21 protein-coding genes and 1 tRNA gene are annotated in these 23223 nt (G+C 64.6%); 18 read left to right on the plus strand and 4 right to left on the minus strand.

All coding sequences use genetic code 11. From position 1 onward, the window contains the following. Positions 1–9 precede the first annotated feature (9 nt). Entirely contained in the window at positions 10–804 is a 795-nt protein-coding gene (locus ERC79_RS14080; protein ID WP_131579065.1) for an IclR family transcriptional regulator, read from the minus strand. A 147-nt stretch (positions 805–951) separates the two neighbouring features. Between ERC79_RS14080 and ERC79_RS14085 the strand changes: the two genes are divergently transcribed. The 14 genes from ERC79_RS14085 to ERC79_RS14150 all read left to right on the plus strand — a co-directional run bounded on the left by ERC79_RS14085 (position 952) and on the right by ERC79_RS14150 (position 17373). After that, positions 952–1821 carry an isocitrate lyase/PEP mutase family protein gene (locus tag ERC79_RS14085; protein ID WP_131579067.1) on the plus strand — a complete coding sequence of 290 codons (870 nt, stop codon included), beginning with the start codon at positions 952–954 and terminating at the stop codon, positions 1819–1821. A 5-nt stretch (positions 1822–1826) separates the two neighbouring features. Then, positions 1827–3083, plus strand: coding sequence for an aconitase family protein (locus tag ERC79_RS14090; protein WP_165497216.1), 1257 nt, complete (start codon positions 1827–1829; stop codon positions 3081–3083). Continuing rightward, positions 3080–3613, plus strand: a complete 534-nt coding sequence (locus tag ERC79_RS14095; RefSeq protein ID WP_131579069.1) for a 3-isopropylmalate dehydratase — start codon at positions 3080–3082, stop codon at positions 3611–3613. Before ERC79_RS14090 ends, ERC79_RS14095 begins: the two co-directional genes overlap by 4 nt. Continuing rightward, entirely contained in the window at positions 3610–4959 is a 1350-nt protein-coding gene (locus ERC79_RS14100; RefSeq protein WP_131579071.1) for an MFS transporter, read from the plus strand. The genes ERC79_RS14095 and ERC79_RS14100 overlap by 4 nt, the downstream gene beginning before the upstream one ends. Continuing rightward, positions 4956–6680, plus strand: a complete 1725-nt coding sequence (locus ERC79_RS14105) for an AMP-binding protein (protein ID WP_131579073.1) — start codon at positions 4956–4958, stop codon at positions 6678–6680. The genes ERC79_RS14100 and ERC79_RS14105 overlap by 4 nt, the downstream gene beginning before the upstream one ends. A 451-nt stretch (positions 6681–7131) precedes the next feature. Further along, on the plus strand, positions 7132–8181 hold the full coding sequence (locus tag ERC79_RS14110) for an alpha/beta hydrolase family protein (protein WP_131579075.1): 1050 nt from the start codon (positions 7132–7134) through the stop codon (positions 8179–8181). A 153-nt stretch (positions 8182–8334) separates the two neighbouring features. Then, positions 8335–8889, plus strand: coding sequence for a Fur family transcriptional regulator (locus ERC79_RS14115; RefSeq protein ID WP_131579077.1), 555 nt, complete (start codon positions 8335–8337; stop codon positions 8887–8889). Next, entirely contained in the window at positions 8886–10352 is a 1467-nt protein-coding gene (locus tag ERC79_RS14120) for a catalase (RefSeq protein ID WP_131579079.1), read from the plus strand. Before ERC79_RS14115 ends, ERC79_RS14120 begins: the two co-directional genes overlap by 4 nt. Positions 10353–10898: 546 nt before the next feature. Then, the gene (locus tag ERC79_RS14125; RefSeq protein WP_131579081.1) at positions 10899–11714 is read left to right on the plus strand and encodes a metal-dependent hydrolase; all 816 of its coding nucleotides are present in this window, start codon (positions 10899–10901) and stop codon (positions 11712–11714) included. Positions 11715–11897: 183 nt separating this feature from the next. Next, positions 11898–13652 carry a cholesterol oxidase substrate-binding domain-containing protein gene (locus ERC79_RS14130; protein WP_131579083.1) on the plus strand — a complete coding sequence of 585 codons (1755 nt, stop codon included), beginning with the start codon at positions 11898–11900 and terminating at the stop codon, positions 13650–13652. A 187-nt stretch (positions 13653–13839) separates the two neighbouring features. After that, positions 13840–14646 carry an IclR family transcriptional regulator gene (locus ERC79_RS14135; protein WP_131579085.1) on the plus strand — a complete coding sequence of 269 codons (807 nt, stop codon included), beginning with the start codon at positions 13840–13842 and terminating at the stop codon, positions 14644–14646. 104 nt (positions 14647–14750) lie between these two features. Then, positions 14751–15821, plus strand: coding sequence for a cupin domain-containing protein (locus tag ERC79_RS14140; RefSeq protein WP_131579087.1), 1071 nt, complete (start codon positions 14751–14753; stop codon positions 15819–15821). 5 nt (positions 15822–15826) lie between these two features. Then, complete coding sequence (locus ERC79_RS14145; RefSeq protein ID WP_131579089.1) at positions 15827–16648, plus strand: fumarylacetoacetate hydrolase family protein; 822 nt, start codon at positions 15827–15829, stop codon at positions 16646–16648. Positions 16649–16656: 8 nt separating this feature from the next. After that, positions 16657–17373 carry a maleylpyruvate isomerase family mycothiol-dependent enzyme gene (locus tag ERC79_RS14150; protein ID WP_131579091.1) on the plus strand — a complete coding sequence of 239 codons (717 nt, stop codon included), beginning with the start codon at positions 16657–16659 and terminating at the stop codon, positions 17371–17373. 112 nt (positions 17374–17485) lie between these two features. Here the strand turns inward: ERC79_RS14150 and ERC79_RS14155 are convergent, their stop codons facing one another. The 3 genes from ERC79_RS14155 to ERC79_RS14165 form a co-directional block, all read right to left on the minus strand. Continuing rightward, positions 17486–17830: a hypothetical protein gene (locus tag ERC79_RS14155; protein WP_131579093.1), complete on the minus strand. Its 345-nt coding sequence runs from the start codon at positions 17828–17830 to the stop codon at positions 17486–17488. 197 nt (positions 17831–18027) lie between these two features. Next, positions 18028–18101 (minus strand) — tRNA-Pro (locus ERC79_RS14160). Positions 18102–18155: 54 nt separating this feature from the next. Beyond that, positions 18156–19136 (minus strand): metallophosphoesterase, encoded by a 981-nt coding sequence (locus ERC79_RS14165; protein WP_131579095.1) that lies wholly within the window; start codon positions 19134–19136, stop codon positions 18156–18158. A gap of 63 nt (positions 19137–19199) precedes the next feature. Between ERC79_RS14165 and ERC79_RS14170 the strand changes: the two genes are divergently transcribed. The 4 genes from ERC79_RS14170 to ERC79_RS14185 all read left to right on the plus strand — a co-directional run bounded on the left by ERC79_RS14170 (position 19200) and on the right by ERC79_RS14185 (position 23169). Beyond that, on the plus strand, positions 19200–19676 hold the full coding sequence (locus ERC79_RS14170) for a GatB/YqeY domain-containing protein (RefSeq protein WP_131579097.1): 477 nt from the start codon (positions 19200–19202) through the stop codon (positions 19674–19676). Positions 19677–19928: 252 nt separating this feature from the next. Further along, a complete protein-coding gene (locus ERC79_RS14175) occupies positions 19929–21068 on the plus strand; it encodes an LLM class flavin-dependent oxidoreductase (protein WP_131579099.1) in 1140 nt (379 codons plus the stop codon). Between the two features lie 30 nt (positions 21069–21098). After that, positions 21099–21662: an NAD(P)H-dependent oxidoreductase gene (locus tag ERC79_RS14180; RefSeq protein WP_131579100.1), complete on the plus strand. Its 564-nt coding sequence runs from the start codon at positions 21099–21101 to the stop codon at positions 21660–21662. Between the two features lie 34 nt (positions 21663–21696). Further along, complete coding sequence (locus ERC79_RS14185) at positions 21697–23169, plus strand: aldehyde dehydrogenase family protein (protein ID WP_242676571.1); 1473 nt, start codon at positions 21697–21699, stop codon at positions 23167–23169. Positions 23170–23223 lie beyond the last annotated feature (54 nt).

Here is a 23223-nt window from a genome sequence, read left to right on the forward strand (position 1 = left end):
CGGTACATGTCAGCCTCGTGGCAATGCCTGCACGATCCGTGTGATGTGTTCTCCGGCTTCGCATACCTTGTCGATCTTCACGCGGAGTGACTCGTCTTCGAACTCGTCAGCCCGTCCACCCACGCTGATGGACGCGAGGACCGACCCGTCCCGCCCGAGAATCGGTGCCGCCACTGCGGCCACCCCTGGCAAATAGTCGGAGTTGCTGACGGAATACCCTACCTCTCTAATCTTGTCGAGGTGTTGGACGAGTTCATTCACATCAGTGATCGTCCGATCGGTGATCGCCGGGAGTTCTTCCTTGATCCACCTGTCCTGCAATACTTTCGAGTTCGCAAGCATGACAGTTGGGCCCGCCGCAGCGTGATACGGCAGCACCGACCCGACATTGATTCCCGCGACGACGAGCGTATTCCTTCCCTCCAGGAGATCTATGCACACCGCACCCTGTTCGGCAGGCACCATCAAGTACGCGGTATTGCCGAAAGCTGCGGCAAGATCGGACAAGAATGGTCTTGCTGCGGAACGGATATCGAGTTTCGCCAACGCAGCGGAACCGATCTCGAACACCGGCATCGCGATTCGGTAGGCACCTTCGCCGGTCCGATCCACCCATCCTGCGTGGATCAGTGTGGCCATCAGGCGATGCACCGTGGTCTTGTTCATCCCGCTCGCCGCTGTGAGGGCGTTCAAAGTCCAGACCGGCCGGTCGGCGCCGAAGTGCTCGAGCAGTGCGCAGGCCTTGAGGACGGCCCCCACAGTATCGCGACCTCCCGGCGATTCGTGCTCGATAGGCACAGTCACTGATACTCACTCGCTTTCTTTGGTTGCACGGCCAGTGTGGCCACCATACGAACAGAGTCACCGGTCGGGGTTGACTTTGTGACTTGAACCACCCTACGGTGCGTACCGCAATACGAAATCGATTCCGCATGGCGAAACGGAGCGACTGTGTACCGTCGGACTTTGAAAGACCTCACATCACACGGCCTCGTCTACGCCCCAGGCGTATGGGACGGCCTTACTGCCCGACTGGCAGACCAGGCGGGATTCAGCGCCCTGTGCGCCTCGGGCTTCGCGGTCTCGGCCGCGCTCGGACTCCCCGATGCCGAGCTCTACACCCAGACCGAGAACTTGCAGGCAGTCCGCACGATCCTCGAAGCGTCGAAACTGCCACTGGTGGCCGATATCGACACCGGGTACGGGAATGCGGTGAACGCCGCACGCACCGCTGCCAAATTTGCCGCCGCGGGCGTCGGTGGCATGTTCATGGAGGACCAGGTCTCTCCCAAATCCTGCCCGATCTGTGTTGGCAATCCCGTCGACCTGATCAGCGTCGCCGAGGCGACTGGCAAGATCCGCGCCGTCCGCGACTCGATTCCTGACGACATCCTCCTGATCGCCCGTACCGATGCGCGCGGGGACGACGCCATCCGCCGTGCCCAGACCTATGTCGCGGCCGGCGCAGACATGATCATGCCGGTCACCAAGACCTTCGAAACTGTCGAACAGTGGCAACGCTGCCACGAAGAAGTCGGGGTTCCACTGATGGCTACCCTGACCGCCTCGACCTGGACCGAACGCGAGTTCACCCCCGAGGTCCTCGACCAGATCGGTGTCCGACTGGCCCTGCTGCCCACCCAAGTGCTGATGGCTGCGGCCGGTGCTGCCCGCGCAACACTGAAGCGATTGGCCGCCGGCGAACCACCCGCCGAGGTCGGCGCAGACGCACTCGAGCACCACGAATTCATGGAACTGATCGGCTTCCCCGAGGTCGAAGCCATGCAGAAAAAGTACCTACCGTCCGGCCAGGAGCAGTGATCGCCATGGGGTACACGATGACGGAGAAGATACTGGGTCGCGCCTCGAGTCGGCACGCGGTTCGCGCCGGTGAAAACCACGCGGTGAAGCCCGCTCGGATGATCGCCTACGACTTTCCCGGCTACACCGACGTGATGTTCCGCCAGATGCACAACGACTTCGGGATCACCGAATTGCAGGACCCGAGTCGCTATATCGTTTTCATCGATCACATGCTCACCAAGCACAACGACACGGAAGCCGAAGTCCACCAGGTTACTCGAGATTGGTGCGATTTCTACGGCATCGAGCTGCACGAAGGGCGCGGCATCGGTCACCAGCTGACTGCCGAACTCGGCCTCGCTATTCCCGGCGAGTTCCTCGTGCATTTCGACGGCCACATCAGTGGGGTTGGGGCTTTTGGGGCGCTCGGCTGGGGTATCCGACGAGATCTCATCGAAGCCTGGGTCACCGGCCAGGTGTTCGTCGATATCCCAGCCACTACTCGATTCGACCTCCTCGGTGAGTTCCCACGTGGCGTCGATAGCCGCGACCTCGTCCACACCATCATCGAAATGGTCGGCGCCGACGGTTGCGCTCACCAAGTGATGGAATTCGGTGGACCGGGGGCACGCTCGATGGCCATCGATCACCGCCAGGGCCTCTGTGGAATGGCAATGTTCACCGGAGCCGTCTCCGCGGTATTCGAACCGGATGAGATGTCGCTGGCCTACGCGAATGAAGTCGCCCGCCGCAACTTCGATCCGGTGTATCCCGATACCGACGCCATCTATACCGCCCGCCACACGATCGACCTCGCGACCCTGACCCCACGGGTGGTATTGCCCGGCTCGGCTCGCGTTGCCAATACCAAGACGGCAGAAGAGCTTGCTGGCACACCCATCACGAGAGCCTTCATCGGCTCATGCGCCAGCGGTCGAATCGAGGATCTGCGTGCTGCGGCGCTGGTGCTTGACGGGGGAAAAGTCGCGCCAGGCGTCGAACTCAACATCGTGCCGACTTCCCAGCGAGTGTACGACCAGGCCGAGGAAGAAGGCATCCTCGATGTGCTTCGGCAGGCTGGTGCGCACATCAATCAGTCGAGTTGCGACTTCTGCTTCGGTTACCAGAAACCACTGCAGGCCGGCGAGAACTGCATCTCAACCGGTGTCCTGAACATCGCGGGCCGGATGGGCAGTTCCGACGCCAACATATACATGGGGTCGCCGTACACAGTCGCAGCCAGCGCCCTGGCAGGCACAATTCAGGAATCGGTCCAGTGAGTTCCTACCCGCCACCTCCCGACATCATCGAAGGCAAGATCGCTTGGATCTTTGGCCACGATTTCGATATCGATCTCGTCGTCGGCGTGTCCAATATCAAGTCCTACAATCCCGACCATCTGCGTTCGGTGTGCATGAAGGAATACGATCCGACGTTCACCGATCGCGTCTGCCCCGGCGACATCATCGTCGGGGGTCGCAACTTCGGCTATGGCCATCCGCACTATCCGCCCATGGTCGCTCTCCGGAATGCCGGTATCGCCGCCATAGTCGCAGAGTCCTTCTCGCCCGGTTTTTGGCGCGGCGAGACCTTCAACGGCATGCCGTTGATCACGGTCCCCGGTGTATCGACCGCAGTACGGGTTCACGATTCCGTAGCCCTCGACTGGCGCGCTGCCACTCTGCGACTGTCCGACGGAACCCGCCTGGTCGGCACCCCGCCCAATCCTCGGACCGTACAGGTCATCGAGGCCGGCGGTTCCTACAACCTCCTGCTCGCTGAGCGCGCACGCGAAAGACAGGCTCAATGATGAACACCGAACCTTCCCTCGAGGCCAGTGACCTTCGCCCCTCCGAACCACTCCCGGCAATACCGTTGAAAAAGTCGAGTTCCGTGGCCCGGCGCGCCGCCATTGCAGGCGGTGTCGGCACCCTCATCGAATACTATGACTTCGCGGTGTATGGCTTCCTCGCCATCACCATCGCGCCCCTCTTCTTCCCGTCGGACAGTTCCTCGGTGTCGATTCTGTCCACTCTGGCTGTTTTCGGCGTTGCCTACGTCGCTCGTCCGCTCGGCGGGATCTTTTTTGGTCGCCTCGGCGACCGCCGCGGACGTCGGTCCGCACTCGTTATCACCGTCGTCAGCATGGGCGTGGCCTGCGGCATTCTCGGCCTACTCCCGACTCACTCCAATGTCGGCGTCGTCGCCCCCGTCTTACTGGTACTCGTCCGGCTTGCCCAAGGATTCTCTGCCGGCGGTGAAGTCGGCGGCGCGGCTACTTACATCGCCGAATCGGCACCGACCGGAAAGCGCGGATTCTTCGGGTCCTTCACACCGGTCGGTTCGACACTCGGCTTCGCCGTGGCTGCCGCAGTCGTTGGCGTGGTGGCCCTTCTCACCACGGAAGAACAGATGGAGTCGTGGGGTTGGCGCATCCCATTCTTGCTCGCACTTCCCCTCGCCGCTCTCTGTCTCCGGGTCAGGATGAAGCTGGAGGACACCCCTGAATTTGAGGAGATGGCCGAAAAGCAGCAGGTCACAAAGAGTCCGCTACTTGACACCATCACCCAAAATCCGCTGGCAGTCCTCCGAGTCGTGGGCATCGCCATCGCCATGAACGGTTCCGGCTACATCGGATTGACGTACTTCAGCGTATATCTGATCAACGACGTCGGGTTTTCGAAGGACACCGTCTACTGGACATCGGCCATCAGTATTGCTCTGGCCTGCACCACATTCCCGCTCAGCGGCATGCTCACTGATAGATGGGGCCGCAAACCGATACTGATTGGCGGCTACCTCGCTTTTGTCGTGATCGCGCTCCCTGCCTTCATCATCATGAGCTCAACATCCAGCATTCTTGTCATCGGCATCGTCTACTTCGTCTATATGGTGCTCAACGGGGTCGTGCAGGTCCCCGCTTTCCCCCTGTTCACGGAACTCTTCCCCCGTACGGTCCGCTACACCGGAGTATCCCTGGGCTTCAATATCGGCACCATTGCCGCTGGTGGAACAGCGCCCTACGTCGCCGCCCAGCTCGTCGAATCGACCGGCAACGCAATGTCACCCGCCTACTGGGTCATGGGAGTTTGCGTCATCGGCCTCCTCACGGTCCTCACGGTCCGTGAGACCGGACAGAAGGAACTCCCGGCATGAGCACCCACGACCCGGAAACGGCACCAACCGATGAGTCCCAAAAGAGCGCGGTCGCCGCACAGTTCGAGGCCCGGCCCCGCTTGTGCACACTCATCGAAGCCTGGAGTAACCGGGTCCGACACGATCCTGACTCTCCAGCCCTGGTGTACTTCGACAACACGCTCTCCGTGCGCCAGGCCGATGACTTCGCGAATGCGCTCGCAGTTGCCCTCGCCGAACTCGGCGTGGGGCACCGCGATCGGGTGGGCATCCACCTCCAGAACATTCCGCAATATGCGCTTGTTCTACTCGCACTGTGGAAACTCGGCGCGACCGCGCTCTTGATCAACCCAATGTACCGCGGCCGGGAGCTGCGGGAGTTGGTCACCGATGCGGAACCGCTCGGGATCATCACCACCGACCACGATGTGCAGGCGGTCAGGGAGAGCGTCACCGGAACGACGGTTCGGTGGGTGCTCGGGACCGCAGAATCCGATCTGCAGTCGCGTGACGATCCCCGGGTTTTCGGCTCGCCCTCCGGGAGCTCAGAATCAGAGGGGCTCACCCGAGATGCTCCGGCAACGACAGCAACACCATTGGCGTCCCCCGAGATCGATCTACTGCGGCTCGCTGACGAGTACATCGGCAAACGTCCTCCTCAGGTCAGACTTGGCAGCGACGATTTGGCGTTCCTCGCCTACACCTCAGGCACGACCGGGCCTCCGAAGGGTGCGATGAACACACACGCCAACGTGCTCGCGGTGACCACCAACTTCGCGCGACTCGCTGGCATCGCCCCAGGAGATGTCGTCTTCGCGCTCGCTCCGTTGTTCCACATCACCGGCGCCGTCGTCATCGCTTCGCTCGCCCTTACCGAACAAACCACCCTGGTGTTCGCTGGGCGCTTCCAGAACGACGTGGCTGTCGATGCCATGCATGAGCACAGGGTCACCTACACCATAGGATCGATCACCGCCTTCAACGCGATAATGAACTCCAATTACGCTTCTGCCGAGCACTTCTCCCACGTGAAGACGCTGTTCAGCGGGGGAGCTCCGGTGCCGCCGAGTACGGTCGTCCGATTCCAGGAACGGTTCGGCCACTACATCCACAACGCCTACGGCATGACTGAAACCTCATCGGCAGTCGCCGCAGTACCGCCCGGCACATCCGCGCCGGTGGATCCCGGCAGCGGAACACTGTCAATCGGACGACCATTACCCGGTGTGAAGTTGGAAGTGATCGACTCCGAATGCCGGCCACTCCCACCCGGACATCAAGGCGAACTCGTCATTACCGCCCCACAAGTGGTCTCCGGGTACTGGCGCAAACCAATGGATTCCGACGCGATTATGCTCGGGGGAAGGCTCCGATCCGGTGACAGCGCAATCGTGGACGAACATGGCTGGGTCTACCTAGTAGACCGGATCAAGGACCAGATCAACGTCTCCGGGTACAAAGTATGGCCACGAGAAGTCGAGGACGTGCTCCACGCGCATCCGGCTGTACTCGAGGCGGCGGTCGTGGGAGTTCCCGACGAGTATCGCGGGGAGTCGGTAGCCGCCTACATCTCGCTGAGGGATGGGCACAGCATCGGCCCCGACGATTTACTGTCGTTCGCCCGCGAGCGCCTTGCGCCCTACAAGCGCCCCAGAACCGTCAAAATCGTTGCGGAACTACCGAAAACGCAAACGGGTAAAATCCGCAGACGCGCACTGCGTGATCCTGAATTGTCCTCGTGAGTCCGGAGCCACCATCTCGAGGGTCACCGGCAAGTTCGCCGGGGAGATGACAGCGGGCCGCGCGGCGTACGGGCTCATCGTGGTTTGTGCAACTGGCTGAAAGAGCTGTCCGAGGCGACCAACACGGTGTGGGAACCCGCGGTCGCGCAGACCTGTGCAATCGACTTGATCCGCAGCAGGTTTCGATTCGATCCTCGAAGCATCGGGGCGCGATGTCTCTTGAACTCAAGGCTGTTTTCGCGGCTACGGTCGAGGCTGCGGCCAAGGGTGTCTGGTGGACCGATGGGTGAATCTTCGAGCCGGTATCCCGGATCAGGACACTCAGGGCTTTTCAGTCGGTATGGTGTTGCACGAATGCCGCGCTGAGGTGATCTTCGGCAGCTTCATCGACGGGCGATAACGAGCACGTTCAGTGGTGCCGGCATGTTCATGCTTTGGGGAGGATTTTCGGATGAGGAATGTGAAGATCGGGCGCGCGCGTGTTCTGGCGGCTGCGATTATCGTGACCGCCGCGTCGGTGCTCGCGGCGCCGGCAACAGCTTTCGCCGGGGGCGCCACCACGTCGCCGGCAAAGGACGCGACGATGACGGCGACCGGCGCATACCTCGTGAGCACCACCAAGAACTCCGACCGCAAGGTCACGATCTCGGTGTACTCGCCGTCGATGGACCGGAAGATCCCGCTCGAGGTCATCCTCCCCGCAGACACCAGTCAGCCGCGCCCGACGCTCTATCTCCTCAACGGCGCGGGCGGCGGTGAGGACTCGGCTACCTGGCAGCGGAAGACCGATGTCATGAACTTCTTCCGGGACAAGAACGTCAACGTCGTCACCCCCCTCGAAGGCGCGTTCAGCTACTACACCGACTGGGTCAAGGACGATCCGACGCTCGGCCGCCAGAAGTGGCAGACCTTCATGCTCGAGGAACTGCCGCCCGTCATCGACGCCGAGTTCGACACCAACAAGGTGCAGTCCATCGCGGCGATCTCCATGACCGGTACCTCGGTACTCAACTACGCAATCGCCAAGCCTGGCTTCTACAAGAGTGTCGGTTCCTTCAGCGGCTGCGCCGAGACCAGCACCTGGGTCGGTCAGAATGCGATCCAGTTGGTGACCGGTGTGCGCGGGGGAGTCGACATCACCAACATGTGGGGCCCCCTCGATGGACGGGGTTGGATCGACAACGATCCGGTCGTCAATGCCGAAAGGCTCCGCGGGACCGAGCTCTACATCACCACCGGCTCCGGACTGCCCGGCCCGCACGAGACGTTGAACGGTCCGGGTATCAACGGTCAGATGGGGGCGCTCGCCAATCAGGTCATTGTGGGCGGTGTGCTCGAGGCCGGAACCAACTACTGCACTTTCAACCTGGCGAACCGTCTCGCCCAGCTGAAGATTCCGGCGACCTTCGACTTCAAGCCCGGCGGCACCCATTCATGGGGCTACTGGCAGGACGATCTGCACAACTCCTGGCCGATGATCGCCCGGTCGATGGGGATTTAGCCCGCAGCACTTCGGCACTTCGGCAGAGGCCGTCGACACCTCAGGTGTCGACGGCCTCTGCCGTGACGTGGCCCGAGGACTTGCGAGCACTCTCGGCGAAACTGGAGCCAGTTGTTCTTTTGACTTATTCCAGAAAAGGCGGATACTGGGCTCATGCAACCTGGAGAGCGCGACGTCGAGCCCCGCACACGGCTGCGGGAAGCGGGTCTGCGTGTCACCGCTCCTCGCGTTGCGGTTCTGAACACCGTTGCCGCGAATCCACATTCGGATGCGGAGCAGGTCGCTGCCGAGGTGCGCCGTCAGCTCGGTTCGGTCTCGAGACAGGCTGTCTACGACGTCCTCGGGGCCTGCGTCCGTGCGGGGTTGCTGCGCCGGATCGAGCCCGCAGGCTCGTCGGCGCGGTACGAGACCCGCACCGCGGACAACCATCACCACCTGGTGTGCCGCGCCTGCGGCGCGGTCGTCGACGTCGATTGCGTCGTCGGTCATGCTCCCTGCCTGGAGCCCTCGAGTGACCACGGGTTCGTAATCGACGAGGCCGAGGTCGTGTTCTGGGGTCTGTGTTCCGAATGCCGGAAGGATTCGGCGAAAACCGGGGCACGGGCCGATGCCAGCTCACAGAATCAAGACGATGTACCCGGATCGGGTGGGTCGATCACTTCGAAGACAGCCACAGCCCATCAGTGCCAAGGAGGCTTCGCAAAATGACGTCCGCACAGTCACGTCCGACGACGAACAACTTCGGAATCCCCGTCGCCAGCGACGACGAGTCGCTCACCGCGGGGACGCAGGGACCGATTCTTCTGCACGACCACTACCTGATCGAGAAGCTGGCGCAGTTCAACCGCGAGCGGGTGCCCGAGCGCATCGTGCATGCCAAGGGCGGTGGTGCATTCGGCGAACTGGTCATCACCGGTGACGTCAGCAAATACACCAAGGCGAAGTTCCTGCAGCCCGGCAAGAAGACCGAGTCGCTGGTGCGGTTCTCCACCGTCGCCGGCGAGCAGGGCAGCCCCGACACCTGGCGCGATCCGCGCGGGTTCGCGATGAAGTTCTACACCGAAGAGGGCAACTACGACCTCGTCGGCAACAACACGCCGATCTTCTTCATCAAGGACCCCATCAAGTTCCCCGACTTCATCCGCTCACAGAAGCGGTTGCCGGGTTCGGGTCTGCGTGACCACGACATGCAGTGGGACTTCTGGACGCTGCGTCCGGAGACCGCGCATCAGGTGACCTGGCTGATGGGGGATCGCGGCATCCCGAAGACGTGGCGGCACATGGACGGTTTCGGTTCGCACACCTACCAGTGGGTCAATGCTGCCGGTGAGCGCTTCTGGGTCAAGTACCACTTCAAGACCGACCAGGGCATCGAGTTCCTCACGCAGGCCGAGGCAGACACGCTCGCCGGCTCCGACCCGGACTACCACCGCGCCGATCTGTACAACGCGATCGACCGCGGTGAGTTCCCCACCTGGACCATGAAGGTCCAGGTCATGCCGGTCGCGGAGGCGGAGGGCTACCGCTTCAACCCATTCGACCTGACCAAGGTGTGGTCCCAAAAGGACTACCCCCTGATCGAGGTCGGCAAGTGGACCCTCAATCGCAATCCGGAGAACTTCTTCGCGCAGATCGAGCAGGCGTCGTTCGAGCCGTCGAACGTGGTGCCGGGCATCGGATTCAGCCCCGACAAGATGCTGCTCGGCCGCGTGTTCTCCTACGCCGACGCGCACCGGTACCGGATCGGCACCAACTACGCCGACCTCCCGGTGAATGCACCCAAAGCGCCCGTGAACTCCTACTCCAAGGAGGGCGCGATGCGCTACAGCTTCAACTCCGCCGACACCCCGGTATACGCGCCCAACTCGTATGGCGGACCGCACGCCGATCCGTCGGCCGCCGGCGACGAGGGCCTGTGGGCGTTCGACGGCGAGGCAGTGCGCGCCGGATACATTCAGCACCCGGAGGACGGCGACTTCACCCAGGCCGGAACCTTGGTCCGCGAGGTGCTCGACGACGCCGCCCGTGAGCGTCTGGTGAGCAACATCGTCGGCCATGCGCTCGGCGGTGTCAGCGAGCCGGTGCTGCAGCGCGTCTTCGAGTACTGGAAGAACGTGGACGCCGAGCTCGGCAAGAAGGTCGAGGAAGGCGTGCGCGCCGGCCAGAAGTAACGGCCGTACGAACCAGGAAGGATCCGCCCCGTGTGTCGGGGCGGATCCTTCCGCGTTCGAGGACTTCTCGGCCTACCTACTCGTCAGGGGAGGAGTCCCCACCAGTAGATGATGGTTGCTGCCAGCCACAGAATCACCGTGTCCATAACCGCCTCCCGGGCACTCGAGGATTACTTCCATCATGCCCCTCGGAGTCGACGCTGACCAACGGCGGCGACGACCGGTTGCGGAGCAATGACTGCCACGGGCAGATTGTGTGGTTTCGAATGACCGCGTCGACACCGTTGCCGTGTGTGGAGTGTGGCCTCACCGCCGCCGCGGCGGCGGGCGGGTCACGGTTTCGAGAAACCCTGCCAGGAAATCGATCGGCAACCGCTCGGCGGCGGGGGCCGGTAGTTCCTCGACGGGGGCGCCGGCCCCGCGATGGTCCGTCGTGTCCGTCGAACCCGCGTGTCGGTGGTCGTTGCTACGGTTCAGGGTGCGGGGTCCGACACTTCCGGTGTCGGGCCCCGACTCTGTTCGTCAGCGTGAAAGGTGTTCTCCCACATGGTTATGGGTCCTACCCATGCAATGTCCGGTGCCGTGGTCGGCCTCGCCGTCGCGGATCTGTTGCCGACCGACTGGGGAGGGCCGACCTCGACCGCGGAGACGTTTGCGTTCGCCGGTGTGTGCGCCGGTGCCGCGCTGCTGCCAGACCTGGACACCAACCAGTCCACCGTCGCCCGCTCGTTCGGGCCCATAAGCCGGGCGCTCGCCGCCGGTATCGACGCGATCTCGCTCGCGGTGTATCGGGTGACGAAGGGCCGCAGGGACGGTCCGCGGCGAGGTGGGCATCGCACGCTGACGCACACCGCACTGTTCGCGGTGGGGCTCGGAGCAGGTGTCTCCGCACTGGTGGGACAGTTCGGCCGGCCCGCGATCATCGTCACTCTCTTCTTCACGCTGGGGCTGGCGCTGCGCGGATTGGCGGGGGACTGGGCGCGGGACAAGGGCTGGCTGGTCGTGACTGCGGCGGCCGCCTTCCTGTCGATCCTGACGTGGCAGTGGTTCCCGGACCAGGTGGGCTCTACCGGGCTCGGGGTGGCGGTGGCTCTCGGCTGCGCTACGCACTGTCTCGGCGACATGATCACCAAGGAGGGTGTGCCGTTTCTGGCGCCGTTCGTGCCGTTCGGCGGCCGCCGTTGGTGGGAGATCCGTCTGCCGTCCTTCCTGGCGATCCGTGCGGGCGGCGGATTCGAGAAGGTGATCCTCGGTCCGTTGCTGACGGTCCTCGCCGTTGCGCTCGGGGTGTGGGCGGTGGATGGGGCGCCCCAGGCGATCACCGATGCCCTCCGGACGTCGGTGCAGGGCGTCGAGAAGTGACGCGTCCGGACGATTCACCCAGGCAGTATTACGGAACCACTGGCATCGGAACCGGACTTGTTCTAGTTTGACTCGAGATCATGCGCGGCGGGCTGGTGATGCCGCTTCCCCGACGAGAGATTCGGAGTCGAACCTGTGGATGCCGGCGAGTACAAGATGTCGACGAGCCCGTCGCGTAACGGAATGTCCCGCAGGGGATTCCTCGGCAAGGCGGCCGGGGCAGCGGCGGGCGCCGCGGCCCTGACGGGAATGGGCTGGTCCCCGGTCTTCGCGCTACCGCCGGCCGGCTCGACTGGTTCCGGTGGTGGACCGGTGTCCGCTCTTCCGGTGCCGCCGACGTTCCCGTCGGACATCCCGCTGACCCAGCAGGCCTACGTCAACTGGGCCAAGGACATCCGGTTCGACGCCGTCTGGACGGCGATCGCGCGGACGCCGGACGACGTGGTGCGGATCGCGAACTGGGCCAAGGACAACGGCTTCCGGGTCCGGGCGAGGGGCACCATGCACGGCTGGAGCCCGCTCACCGTCGTGCCGGGTGAGAGCGTCGAGAAAACCCTGCTTGTCGACACGATGACTCACCTGAACTGGGTGAACGTGAACCCGTCCGGTACCCCGGCAACTGTGACGGCCGGCGGGGGCGCGAGTCTCGAGGCGATCCTTACCGCGCTGCAGCAACACGGCCTCGGTTGGGCGAACTCGCCCGCCATCGGAGATCTCTCGATTGCCGGCGTCCTCGCGATCGGCGCACACGGCGCCACCTACCCAGCGGCGGGTGAGACCGTGACGCCCGGTCAGTCGTATGGCTCGCTGTCGAATCTGGTGACTGCGATGACCGCAGTGGTGTGGGACGAGAACATCGATCGATTCGTGTTGCGCGATTTCACCCGCGCCGATCCCGAGATCACCGCGCTGCTCACTCATCTGGGCCGCAGCTTCGTCACCGCGGTGACCCTGCAGGCCGGCGCCAACGTCCGGCTGCGCTGTCAGAGCATTATGGACATCCCGTGGCAGGAGATGTTTGCGCAACCGGGAGCGCCGGGCCGGACGTACGAGAGTTTCGTCGAGCGGTCGGGTCGCGTCGAGGCGATCTGGTTCCCGTTCACCGACAAGCCGTGGCTGAAGATCTGGACCCCGACGCCGGTTCGGCCGCCGGAGTCGCGGGAAGTGTTCGGCCCCTACAACTACTTTTTCACCGACAACCTGCCCGAACCGCTCACCGATCTACTCGGACAGGTGGCCGCGGGTATCCAGGCGGCCACGCCGGCGTTCGGAATCGGGCAGTTGGTGGCCGTACAGGCCGGCCTGGCGCTCACCGACACAGACGACCTGTGGGGTTGGTCCAAGGACGTGCTGTTCTACCTGCGGCACACCACGATGCGGGTCACCGCGGGCGGCGGCGTGGTCGTGACGAAGCGTGCCAACATCCAGAGAGTGATCAACGAGTTCACGACATGGCACAACCGGCGGATGAGTGAGTTGGCTGCCGAAGGCAAGTATCCGATCAATGGTCCGTTCGAAGTCCGGATGTGCGGCGTCGACGACCAGTCCGAGGTACTGGTGGAATCGGCTGGGCCGCCGAATATCTCCGCGGTCCGTCCGCGCCCGGACCACCCCGACTGGGACACCTGCATCTGGATGAACGTCGTCACACTCCCCGGAACGCCGGGTGCGTCCGCATACTTCCGGGAGATGGAGCGCTGGATGGCAGACAACTACTCGGGCGACTACGCGACGTTCCGATCCGAGTGGGCGAAGGGCTGGGGCTTCACGGACCAGGGCGGGTACCGCGATCCGGAGTGGCTAGGGGAGACGCTGCCGGCCGCGTACACCGAGGGGATTCCCGCATCCGGGAACTGGGCGGCCACTCGCGCCTCGCTCAACGCGCACGACCCGCACCGGGTGTTCGCCAACAGCTTCCACGATCGTCTGCTTCCGTAGGCTCCCCTCCCTCGGAAGTGGGCTGATGAAGGTGGCGGTGCCGGGCTCGACGTCGGCGCCGCCACTTTCGTTGATCTCAACCGGGTATCGACGGTCGCATGGGGTTGCCCCTCGCCCTACTGGCAGAACCCCTTCCTGTCCGACCACGCATTCACGCTCTGGGCACCCACAGCCATATAGTTCTTTCATGCAGAAGAAGGCTACGACGACGATCCTTCGTCCCGCATATGCCCTCGACTCGGTCGACAACGCACTGCGACTGCTGCAAATGCTGCGCGATTCCGGTGCGCTGCGACTCAAGGACGCCGCCGAGGAACTGGGCATCTCTCCGTCGACGGCGCACCGGCTGCTCGCAATGCTCGTCTACCGGGGTTTCGCCGTCCAGGACGAGAAGCGCCGGTACCACCCGGGGCCCGCAATGGGCGTCGGTCCTGCGCGGCACGGCTGGACCCGCGAGTTCACCGACGTCTGCCGGCCACACATGGAGGCCCTCGCTGTCGGGTGCGGGGAGACGGTCAACCTCGTCATCCGCGTCGGCGCCCAGGTGCGGTTCTTGTACTCGGCCGAGAGCCGGTCCCTACTGCGTGTGGGCGATCGGCAGGGGCAGGTTCTGCCTGCCGAGCACACCGCGGGCGGACGCATCCTGCTCGCCGAACTACCCCGGCCGGTGCTCGAACAGCTGTACCTGCGCCCGGACGAGGAGCCCGGCGCCGACCATGCGGGCGACAACCGGATGGCGGCGTCCGACTTCGCGGCGTTCGTACGCGAGCTCGACGCCGTCCGGAACGTGGGCTTCGCGGTGAATGTCGAACAGACGGAGGCGGGGGTAACGGCGATCGGTGTCGCGATCCGCAACGGTCGTGGCCGGATCCTCGGCGCGTTGACGGCGACTGTCCCGGCCGCCCGCTATCGGCGGCAGTTACAGGGGGACCTCGTCGCGCGCCTGCACGCCGCGGTGCGTGGCATTTCGGTGGACGTCGCCGATCTCGAGTGAATCCTCGATGATTCCGCACAGCAGAATCTACTGGCTCGGTTCGCGGACCCCGCCCTACGTTGAGGCCACGCCGGAAACACGCGGCACGCCTCACGAGGAGACCGATGACCGACATCGAGAACACCGACCCGGAGCTGGCGCAGCTCTACACCGATTTCGCCGCCGAGAACCTCAACCCGCTGTGGACGCAGCTCGGAGACCTCATGCCGATGGTGCCGACGTCCAAAGCTGTACCGTTCGTATGGAAGTGGTCCACGCTGTACCCGCTGGCGCAGCGTGCCGGGGATCTCGTGCCGGTCGGCCGGGGCGGCGAGCGCCGCGCGATTGCGCTCGCGAATCCGGGTCTGGGCGGCGTGCCGTACGTCACCCCCACTCTGTGGGCGGCGATCCAGTATCTCGGCCCGCGGGAGACCGCGCCTGAACATCGGCACTCGCAGAACGCTTTCCGCTTCGTCGTAGAGGGCGAGGGAGTGTGGACGGTCGTCAACGGCGATCCGGTTGCGATGCGGCGCGGCGACTTCCTGCTGACTCCGGGCTGGGCGTTCCACGGCCACCACAACGAGACCGACCGGCCGATGGCGTGGATCGATGGCCTCGACATTCCGTTCGTCCGCTACACCGATACCGGGTTCTTCGAGTTCGGTGCCGACGGCGTCACCGACGAGTCGACCCCCGATATCTCTAGGTCGGAGCGTCTTTGGGCGCATCCGGGGCTGCGCCCGCTGATCGGGCTCGACGCCCGCACCAGCTCGCCCATCGCGTGCTATCGCTGGGAGCACACCGACCGCGCGCTTTCCGAACAGCTCGCGCTCGAGGACGAAGGCCATGCCGCAACTGTAGAGCCCGGGCACGCCGCCGTCCGATACACGAACCCGACCACCGGGGGCGATGTGATGCCCACCATTCGCGCCGAGTTCCACCGGCTGCGGCCCAGTGCGGCGACTCGCACCCGCCAGGACGTCGGTTCGACGGTGTTCCAGGTCTTCGAGGGCGAGGGCCGCTTCCGCCTCGGCGAGCACACCCATGATGTCGCGAAGGGCGACATGATAGTTGTCCCCTCGTGGGTGCCGTGGTCCCTCGAAACTGACGCGGGCATAGATCTTTTCGCATTCTCGGATGCTCCGATCGTGGAGCGTCTGCACTTTCACCGTACCCATATTTCTGAAGGAGCTTGAGTACCATGCGTCTTGCAACCCTCCGCCTCGACGGCGGCACCGCCGCGGTACGCGTCGATTCCGGCAGCACCGCGACCGTCATCGACGGCTACACGGACCTGTCTGCACTGTTGAGTGATCCGAACTGGAAGACGATCGCTGCGAACGCGTCGGGGCCGTTGGTGGAGCTGGCCGGAGCGGACTACGCGCCGGTGGTCCCCAGCCCGGGGAAGATCGTGTGTGTGGGCCTGAACTATGGCACGCACATTACGGAGATGGGTCGGGAGCTGCCGGAGTACCCGACGCTGTTCTCTAAGTTCAAGGAAGCCCTTACCGGACCGTACGATGACGTGATCGTTCCCGCCTACGCTGCGGCGCAGCTGGATTGGGAGGCCGAACTGGCCGTTGTCGTCGGCCAGCGGGCGTACCAGGTTGCCGAGGCCGACGCCGACGTGTACATCGCCGGCTACTCGGTGATCAACGACTACACGATGCGCGACTACCAGTACCGCACGCTGCAGTGGGACCAGGGAAAGACGTTCGAGAAGACCAGCGGGTTCGGCCCCTTCCTCGACACCGACTACCGTCTCGGCACCCGCATCGAGACGCGACTCGAGGGCGAGGTCATGCAGTCGGCCACCACCGATGATCTGGTGTTCACACCGGCCAAACTGGTCGAGTACATCTCGCACATCGTCACCCTGCAGCCCGGCGACGTCATCATCACCGGCACCACCGGCGGCGTCGGCCACGCCCGCACGCCCGCACGCTACATCGGCGACGGCGACACCGTCGAGGTCAGCATCGAGGGGCTCGGCTCGGTGCGCAACAAGACCATCGTCAAGTAGGAGGGTTCATGGCGTTCAACGATCTCGATCTGTCCGAACGGCTGGACCTCGCCCGCCGCGGGACCGCGTACTTCGCGCAGCGCCTCGCTGATCTGCCGGACGGGGGCCTGTCGGGTCCGAGTCTGCTCGACGGGTGGACTCGGGCGCACCTGGTGGCGCACGTCGGCTACAACGCGGCCGCGCTGTGCCGACTGCTGGATTGGGCGGCGACCGGCGTGGAGACACCGATGTACGAGTCGGCGGAGCAGCGGGCACAGGAGATCGCAGAGGGTGCGACGCTGAGTCCCGCGGCGATACGGAACCTGTTCGAGCACACAGTGGCCCGTCTCGACGGGAGTTGGCGCAGCCTGCCCGACGCGGCGTGGAACGCGGAGGTCCGCACCGCCCAGGGGCGCACGGTCCCGGTGTCGGAGACGGCATGGATTCGCAGCCGGGAGGTGTGGATCCATGCCGTCGACCTCGGTAACGGCGGCCGGTTCGGGGACTTCCCGACGGTGGTTCTCGAGTCGCTGCTCGCCGAGATAGTCGGCATGTGGCGGCGCAAGGGCGAGGGTGGGGGATTGGTCCTGCAGGTCGACGGCGCTGCTTCCGTCGCGGTCGATGAGACGGCGGAGACGCGTCGGGTGTCCGGCTCGCTCGCCGGAGTGGTTCGCTGGGCCGCCGGGCGCGGCGCCGTCGGGGTCACGGTGGCCGGCGCGGACGAAGGTCCGCCGCGCTGGCTCTGACATCACGACAACCGAGCCTGTCGAGGGAGTCAAGTTCCAGGCGCGGCGATTGTGGAAACTGTTTCGGCAAATGTTTACACGTCAACGGAACCTGTCAAGTTTCTTTTCCACGTCACCCCTGGACGTCGTCGAGCTCACGACGAACGAGTAGCTGCAGAAGCTCCCGGTTGATGAACAAGCGGTCACGTCCAACCCTGAGGTCCTGGAGAAGACCCTCGCTGGCTAGTGCATTGAGCCAGCTCGTGGCGGTAGGTCTCGAGACATCACACCGCTCCATGACGGTGCCGATCCGGCAGTACGGTTGTTCGAATAGGGCCGCCTGAAACTCCGAGTCGGCAGCACCCCGTGAGGCAGCACGCGCTCGGCGGGTGAAGTCGTCTTGGAGGTCTCTGATGGCGATGATCTTCTTGAGCGTTGCCCGTGATGTCAGCTCGATGCCTCTGAGGACATAGAGCAACCACTCTTCCCACGCGGATTTCTCAGTGACCGCGAGGAGTAGCCGATAGTACGACGACGATCGCGAGGGCGTTGCGGACTCGCTCTATGAGGCGATTCGCACGGCTCGCTGAAACCACTGCGGACCCACTGCAGACCGGAAACGAGTAGAGGCCCTATCCGATCTCTCGGATAGGGCCTCTACCTGCTTTAACACTGTCGGGGTGGCGGGATTTGAACCCACGACCTCTTCGTCCCGAACGAAGCGCGCTACCAAGCTGCGCCACACCCCGTGTTGAACCTCGGTTAGCTTACAGCACCGATCTCGCGGGGGTTAAATCGTATGGTCAGCGGCCTAGAACGGCGCTTTCCACGGCGGCGGATCCGCGGGCTTCAGCGGTGGTGTTACGCGGTGCCGGCACCAGCGTCAGCAGTGTCGCCTCGGGGCGGCAGCAGAACCGTGCCGGAGCGTATGGCGAGGTGCCGATACCGGCGGAAACGTGCAGTCGGGTGTGCGCACCCCACCGCGACGGGCCCTTGACCCGGGACCGGTCCAGCTGGCAGTTGGTGACCAGGGCGCCGTAGAACGGCAGGCACAGCTGACCGCCGTGCGTGTGGCCGGCGAGCACGAGGTCGTAGCCGTCGTCGGCGAACCGGTCCAGCACCCGCGGCTCGGGGGAGTGTGTGATGCCCAGCTTGAGGTGCGCGAGCGGATTGGGTGGTCCGGCGATGGTGTCGTACCGGTCCCGTTTCAGGTGCGGGTCGTCCACGCCGGCCGCCGCGATCCGCACACCGGCGACCTCGAGTTCGCGGCGGACGTGTGTGACGTCGAGCCAGCCACGCTCGGTGAATGCGGCCCGCAGGTCGCCCCATGGCAACGGTGCGCCGAGCACCCGGCGGTGCTCCTTCTCGAAGTACTTGAGCGGATTCTTCAGCTTGGGTGCGAAGTAGTCGTTGCTGCCGAAGACGAACAGGCCCGGCCGCGCCAGCAGCCCACCGAGTGACTGCACTACTGCGGGCACCGACTTGAGGTGCGAGAGGTTGTCGCCGGTGTTGACCACCAGGTCCGGTTCGAGCCGGTCAAGTTCGCGCAGCCAGTTCTGTTTGAGTTTCTGGTTCGGCATCATGTGCAGGTCGCTGATGTGCAGCACGCGCAGGGTCGACGACCCCGGTTCCAGCACCGGCATCGTGGCCTCCCGCACCGTGAACGCGTTGCGCTCGATCAGTGACGCATAGCCGATACCGGCGACGGCGGCGCCCGCGGTTGCGAGCGCGGTCCGCGTCAGGACGCTGCGAGTGGAGATACTGCGAGACGGATCAGACACCATTTCAGGATACGGGTCTGTGCAATGAAGGTGCAGTTCACCGCTCCGAGCGCGTACCGTTCGGCCATGGCTGATTCGACTCCCGCTCTCAAGTCCACGCTCCGTGCCGACCTCACCGCCGCGATGAAGGACAAGGACGCACTGCGCCTGGCTACGCTGCGCATGATCCTGGCCGCGGTACAGACGGAGGAGGTTTCCGGCAAGGAAGCCCGCGAGCTCACCGACGACGAGGTGCTCAAGGTCCTCGCTAAGGAGTCGAAGAAGCGCGGTGAGGCGGCCGAGGTCTACACCGAGGCCGGACGCGGTGAACTCGCCGCGAAGGAGCGGGCTGAGGCGCAGATCATCGACGCCTACCTGCCCACCCCGCTCACCGACGCCGAGCTCGCCGATGTCGCTGACACCGCGATCGCCCAGGTTGCCGAGGAGCTCGGTGAGCGTCCCGGGCCGCGTCAGATGGGTCAGGTCATGAAGGCCGCCACCGCGCTCGCTGCCGGCAAGGCGGACGGCTCCCGTGTTTCCAAGGCGGTCAAGGACCGCCTGTAGATCCCGGCCGGACTGGCGCGAACTCTGGTCCCGGCGCACCGAAAAATCGGATGTGCCTGAGGATTCGGGCAATTTCCTCCCCAGGCGATGACTCCTGACCAGCATGTTCGGGGTGCTGCGCAAAATGGCCAGTCCGGTTGCGCTGCGCGAATAGTCCCAGCTAGGCCCCGCTGCCTACCGTTCCTGCACACGTCACGGACCCGACGGTGAAACATCCCGCTCGGTCACGTGCCAGTCGCAGAGGAGAACGGTATGACCGCCATTGCCCCGAAGCTCAGCCACGACGAACTGCTCGAAGCGCGTCGCGCGAGCGGAGTCGCGATGTTCAACGACAACCGGATGAAACTCGGCATCTTCGGGTCCAACGTCAGCCACGGCCTGATGGCCACCCACGCCGAGACCACCTACGAGCTCACGTGGGCGCACGGTAAGAAGATCGCGCAACTCGCCGATCGACTCGGCTTCGAGGCGATGCTGCCGGTAGCCCGCTACCGCGGTATGGGCGGGGAGACGAACTTCAACGGCTCGAACTACGAGACGCATGCATGGGCGGCCGGGATCGCAGAGGCCACCGAGAACATCATGGTGTTCACGACCATTCACGTGCCCACCAAGCATCCGATCGTGGCCGCGAAAGAATCGGTCACCGTCGACCACATCTCGAACGGCCGGCACGGACTGAACATGACCATGGGCTGGTACAAGGCCGAGATGGAGATGTTCGGCGGCACACAGCGCGAGCACGACGTCCGCTACCGATACGGATCCGAGTGGATCGAGATCGCCAAGCGCATGTGGACCGAGGGTGAAGGCGTGAACTTCACCGGCGAGTTCTTCGAGATCAAGGACGCGTTCTCGTCGCCCAAGCCGATCCAACAGCCATACCCGGTGCTGGTGAACGCCGGCAACTCACCGGCCGGGCTCGAATTCTGCGCCCGCGAATGCGATTTCAACTTCATCGCCTTCTCCGATCCTGCCGAGGCGAAGGACACCGCGTCCCGCGTCCGCTCGATCGCACACGAGCAGGGTAGTGACCTCGGCATCCTGAGCTACGGCAACATCATCTGCCGCGATACCGAGAAGGAGACCAAGCAGCTCCTCGACCACATCCTCGAGCAGGGTGACTGGGATGTCGCGCGTCAGGTGTCGAGCGGATTGGGCAGCGAGAGCGGATCTTTCGACAAGATCAAGGCGATGCAGGAGCGGTTCATCCTCGGCTACGGTGGCTACCCGTTGATCGGCACTCCTGAGCAGATCGTCGAGCAGCTGCTCGAGCTCGAGCAGGCGGGCGTCGGTGGCATGATGGTCGGCTTCCTCGACTACGCCCAGGAACTCGAGTACTTCGGCGAGCGCGTCATGCCGCTCATGCGTGAAGCGGGACTGCGGGAATGACGGTCCGGACGCTCGGAAAGTGACTGTCGCATGAAGCTTCTCACCGTCTATGGAAGCCCGACACCGCCGGGCAAGCTGGCCCGGGCGCTAGGTCTGATCGAGGAGGATGTGCGGGCACGGTTTCCCGGATGGCAGGCTGAACGGCTCTCTCCACAAACAACGACCGATCCCGTCGTTGCGATCTGGGAGGCCGACGCGGTGGATCGCGTGCGGGAGGCCGACGCCGTCGTGCTCGCCTCGCCTGTGTTCCGCGGCTCGCTCTCCGGCACACTGAAACTGCTGCTCGATACCCTGCCCGGCGAGGCGCTGCGGTCGAAGCCGGTGGGTGTCCTCACCGTCGCCGCTGCGCCGCACCACTTCCTGTCCGCCGAGCGGCACCTGCGCGACATCCTGGCTTGGTTCGGCGCTCTCACGGTGCCCAACAGTGCATTCTTCGTCGACCGGGCATTCGCCACCGATGAGGTCTCCGACGACGTGCGCTGCGATCTCGGTGAGTTCACCGAACAACTGACCGTGCTGACCGAGCGGCTGTCCGGACACCGGTTCGGGCCCGACCCCCTGCACGTGCGCATGTCCCCACCAGCCGGGCGCTGAGTCCCGCACCGACACCTGCGAGAAAGAGGACTACATGACTATGACGACTGATCGGCAGCTCCCGCAGCTGCGTAACGACACCGCCCGCAACTACATCGGCGGCCAGTGGGTCACTTCCGCCACGAAGGGCACCTCCTATTCTCCCGCCACCGGTGAATCGCTGGGGACGTACTACGAAGCCGACGAGGTGCAGGTTCGCGAGGCGATTCGTATTGCCAAGGACACGTTCGCAACCCATATCTGGCGGCGGGACCGCCAGCTGCGCGCCCGGGTGCTCAACGAGATGGCCGACCGGATCGAGGCGGCATCCGGTGAGCTGGCGATGCTGCTCGCCCGGGAGAACGGAAAGATTCTGCCGGAGGCCGATTTCGAGCTGAGCCTCACCCCGTCGAAGCTGCGGTACTACGCGGCGCAGGCACTGACCGACACCGGTCGCGGCGGCCGGGTCCGCGACGGCGTCTACTCGCTCCTGCTGTCCGAGCCGGTCGGTGTCGCGGGTGTCGTAGTTCCATGGAACTCCCCGGTGGTGCTGTCGGTGCGTTCGTTCGCGCCGGCCCTCGCGGCGGGCTGCACGGTGGTGATGAAAATGGCGGCGCAGACAGCGCTGGTCAATGCCCGACTCGCCGAGCTCCTTGCGGACTGCCCGTCGTTGCCCGACGGTGTCCTCAACATCTTCACCGAATCTGGCAGCGACGGAGCGAAACTGCTCGTCTCGTCGCCCGATGTCGCGGCGCTGAGCTACACCGGCAGCACCGCGGTGGGCCGCCAGATCATGGCGGACGCCGCAGCCAACCTCAAGCGGCTGTCCCTCGAACTGGGCGGCAAGACGCCGATGATCGTTTTCGACGACGCTGACCTCGACACCGCGGTGGGGACCATCGTCGCCGGCATCACGACGTTCACCGGACAGTTCTGCATGACCGGCAGCCGTGTGCTGGTGCACGCTGCGGTTGCCGATCAGGTGCGGACGATGCTCGCCGCTGCGCTCGGGAACGTCCGCGTCGGGCCGGGCGACGCGGACGGCTCGCACATGGGTCCGCTGATCGACATCGCGTCGAGAGACCGGCTGGACGCGCTCGTCGAGCAGCACCTGTCCGGCGCGGACGTGATCGTCCGCGGCGGCCGCCCCGAGGACGAAGCGCTGGCGGCCGGAGCCTACTACCGGCCGACACTGCTCGGCGTCGGCGATACCGATTCCCCACTCGTACAGCAGGAGCTGTTCGGACCCGTCGCAACTTTCGAGGTGTTCGAGTCCGAGGAGGAAGCCGTTCGAATGGCCAATGCCACCGAGTACGGGCTGGCTGCGTCGGTGTGGACTCGCGACGGAGCCCGCGGCCTCCGGATGGCCGACGCGCTCGACGCAGGCACGGTGTGGACCAACGGATGGGCCGTCGTGGTCGACCAGTTCGAAGAGGGTGGCTACAAGCAGAGCGGCCTCGGCCGTCTCAACGGGCACCGCGCGATCGAAGAGTTCCAGGAGTACAAGCACGTAGTCCAGGTGGTCTGAGTTCCCGACTAGGAGTGGGGGGGCGCCGCAAGTCGGCGCCGCCCCACTCCCGCA

It is taken from the genome of Rhodococcus sp. ABRD24, assembly GCF_004328705.1.
GTDB lineage: Bacteria > Actinomycetota > Actinomycetes > Mycobacteriales > Mycobacteriaceae > Prescottella.

What these genes read in the sequence shown, in the direction of transcription:
- ERC79_RS14090 (WP_165497216.1), top strand. Translation starts at nt 1,827, where the DNA reads ATGGGGTACACGATGACGGAGAAGATACTGGGTCGCGCCTCGAGTCGG.
- ERC79_RS14100 (WP_131579071.1), top strand. Translation starts at nt 3,610, where the DNA reads ATGATGAACACCGAACCTTCCCTCGAGGCCAGTGACCTTCGCCCCTCC.
- ERC79_RS14105 (WP_131579073.1), top strand. Translation starts at nt 4,956, where the DNA reads ATGAGCACCCACGACCCGGAAACGGCACCAACCGATGAGTCCCAAAAG.
- ERC79_RS14110 (WP_131579075.1), top strand. Translation starts at nt 7,132, where the DNA reads ATGAGGAATGTGAAGATCGGGCGCGCGCGTGTTCTGGCGGCTGCGATT.
- ERC79_RS14115 (WP_131579077.1), top strand. Translation starts at nt 8,335, where the DNA reads ATGCAACCTGGAGAGCGCGACGTCGAGCCCCGCACACGGCTGCGGGAA.
- ERC79_RS14120 (WP_131579079.1), top strand. Translation starts at nt 8,886, where the DNA reads ATGACGTCCGCACAGTCACGTCCGACGACGAACAACTTCGGAATCCCC.
- ERC79_RS14125 (WP_131579081.1), top strand. Translation starts at nt 10,899, where the DNA reads ATGGTTATGGGTCCTACCCATGCAATGTCCGGTGCCGTGGTCGGCCTC.
- ERC79_RS14130 (WP_131579083.1), top strand. Translation starts at nt 11,898, where the DNA reads ATGTCCCGCAGGGGATTCCTCGGCAAGGCGGCCGGGGCAGCGGCGGGC.
- ERC79_RS14135 (WP_131579085.1), top strand. Translation starts at nt 13,840, where the DNA reads ATGCAGAAGAAGGCTACGACGACGATCCTTCGTCCCGCATATGCCCTC.
- ERC79_RS14140 (WP_131579087.1), top strand. Translation starts at nt 14,751, where the DNA reads ATGACCGACATCGAGAACACCGACCCGGAGCTGGCGCAGCTCTACACC.
- ERC79_RS14145 (WP_131579089.1), top strand. Translation starts at nt 15,827, where the DNA reads ATGCGTCTTGCAACCCTCCGCCTCGACGGCGGCACCGCCGCGGTACGC.
- ERC79_RS14150 (WP_131579091.1), top strand. Translation starts at nt 16,657, where the DNA reads ATGGCGTTCAACGATCTCGATCTGTCCGAACGGCTGGACCTCGCCCGC.
- ERC79_RS14165 (WP_131579095.1), bottom strand. Translation starts at nt 19,136, where the DNA reads ATGGTGTCTGATCCGTCTCGCAGTATCTCCACTCGCAGCGTCCTGACG.
- ERC79_RS14170 (WP_131579097.1), top strand. Translation starts at nt 19,200, where the DNA reads ATGGCTGATTCGACTCCCGCTCTCAAGTCCACGCTCCGTGCCGACCTC.
- ERC79_RS14175 (WP_131579099.1), top strand. Translation starts at nt 19,929, where the DNA reads ATGACCGCCATTGCCCCGAAGCTCAGCCACGACGAACTGCTCGAAGCG.
- ERC79_RS14180 (WP_131579100.1), top strand. Translation starts at nt 21,099, where the DNA reads ATGAAGCTTCTCACCGTCTATGGAAGCCCGACACCGCCGGGCAAGCTG.
- ERC79_RS14185 (WP_242676571.1), top strand. Translation starts at nt 21,697, where the DNA reads ATGACTATGACGACTGATCGGCAGCTCCCGCAGCTGCGTAACGACACC.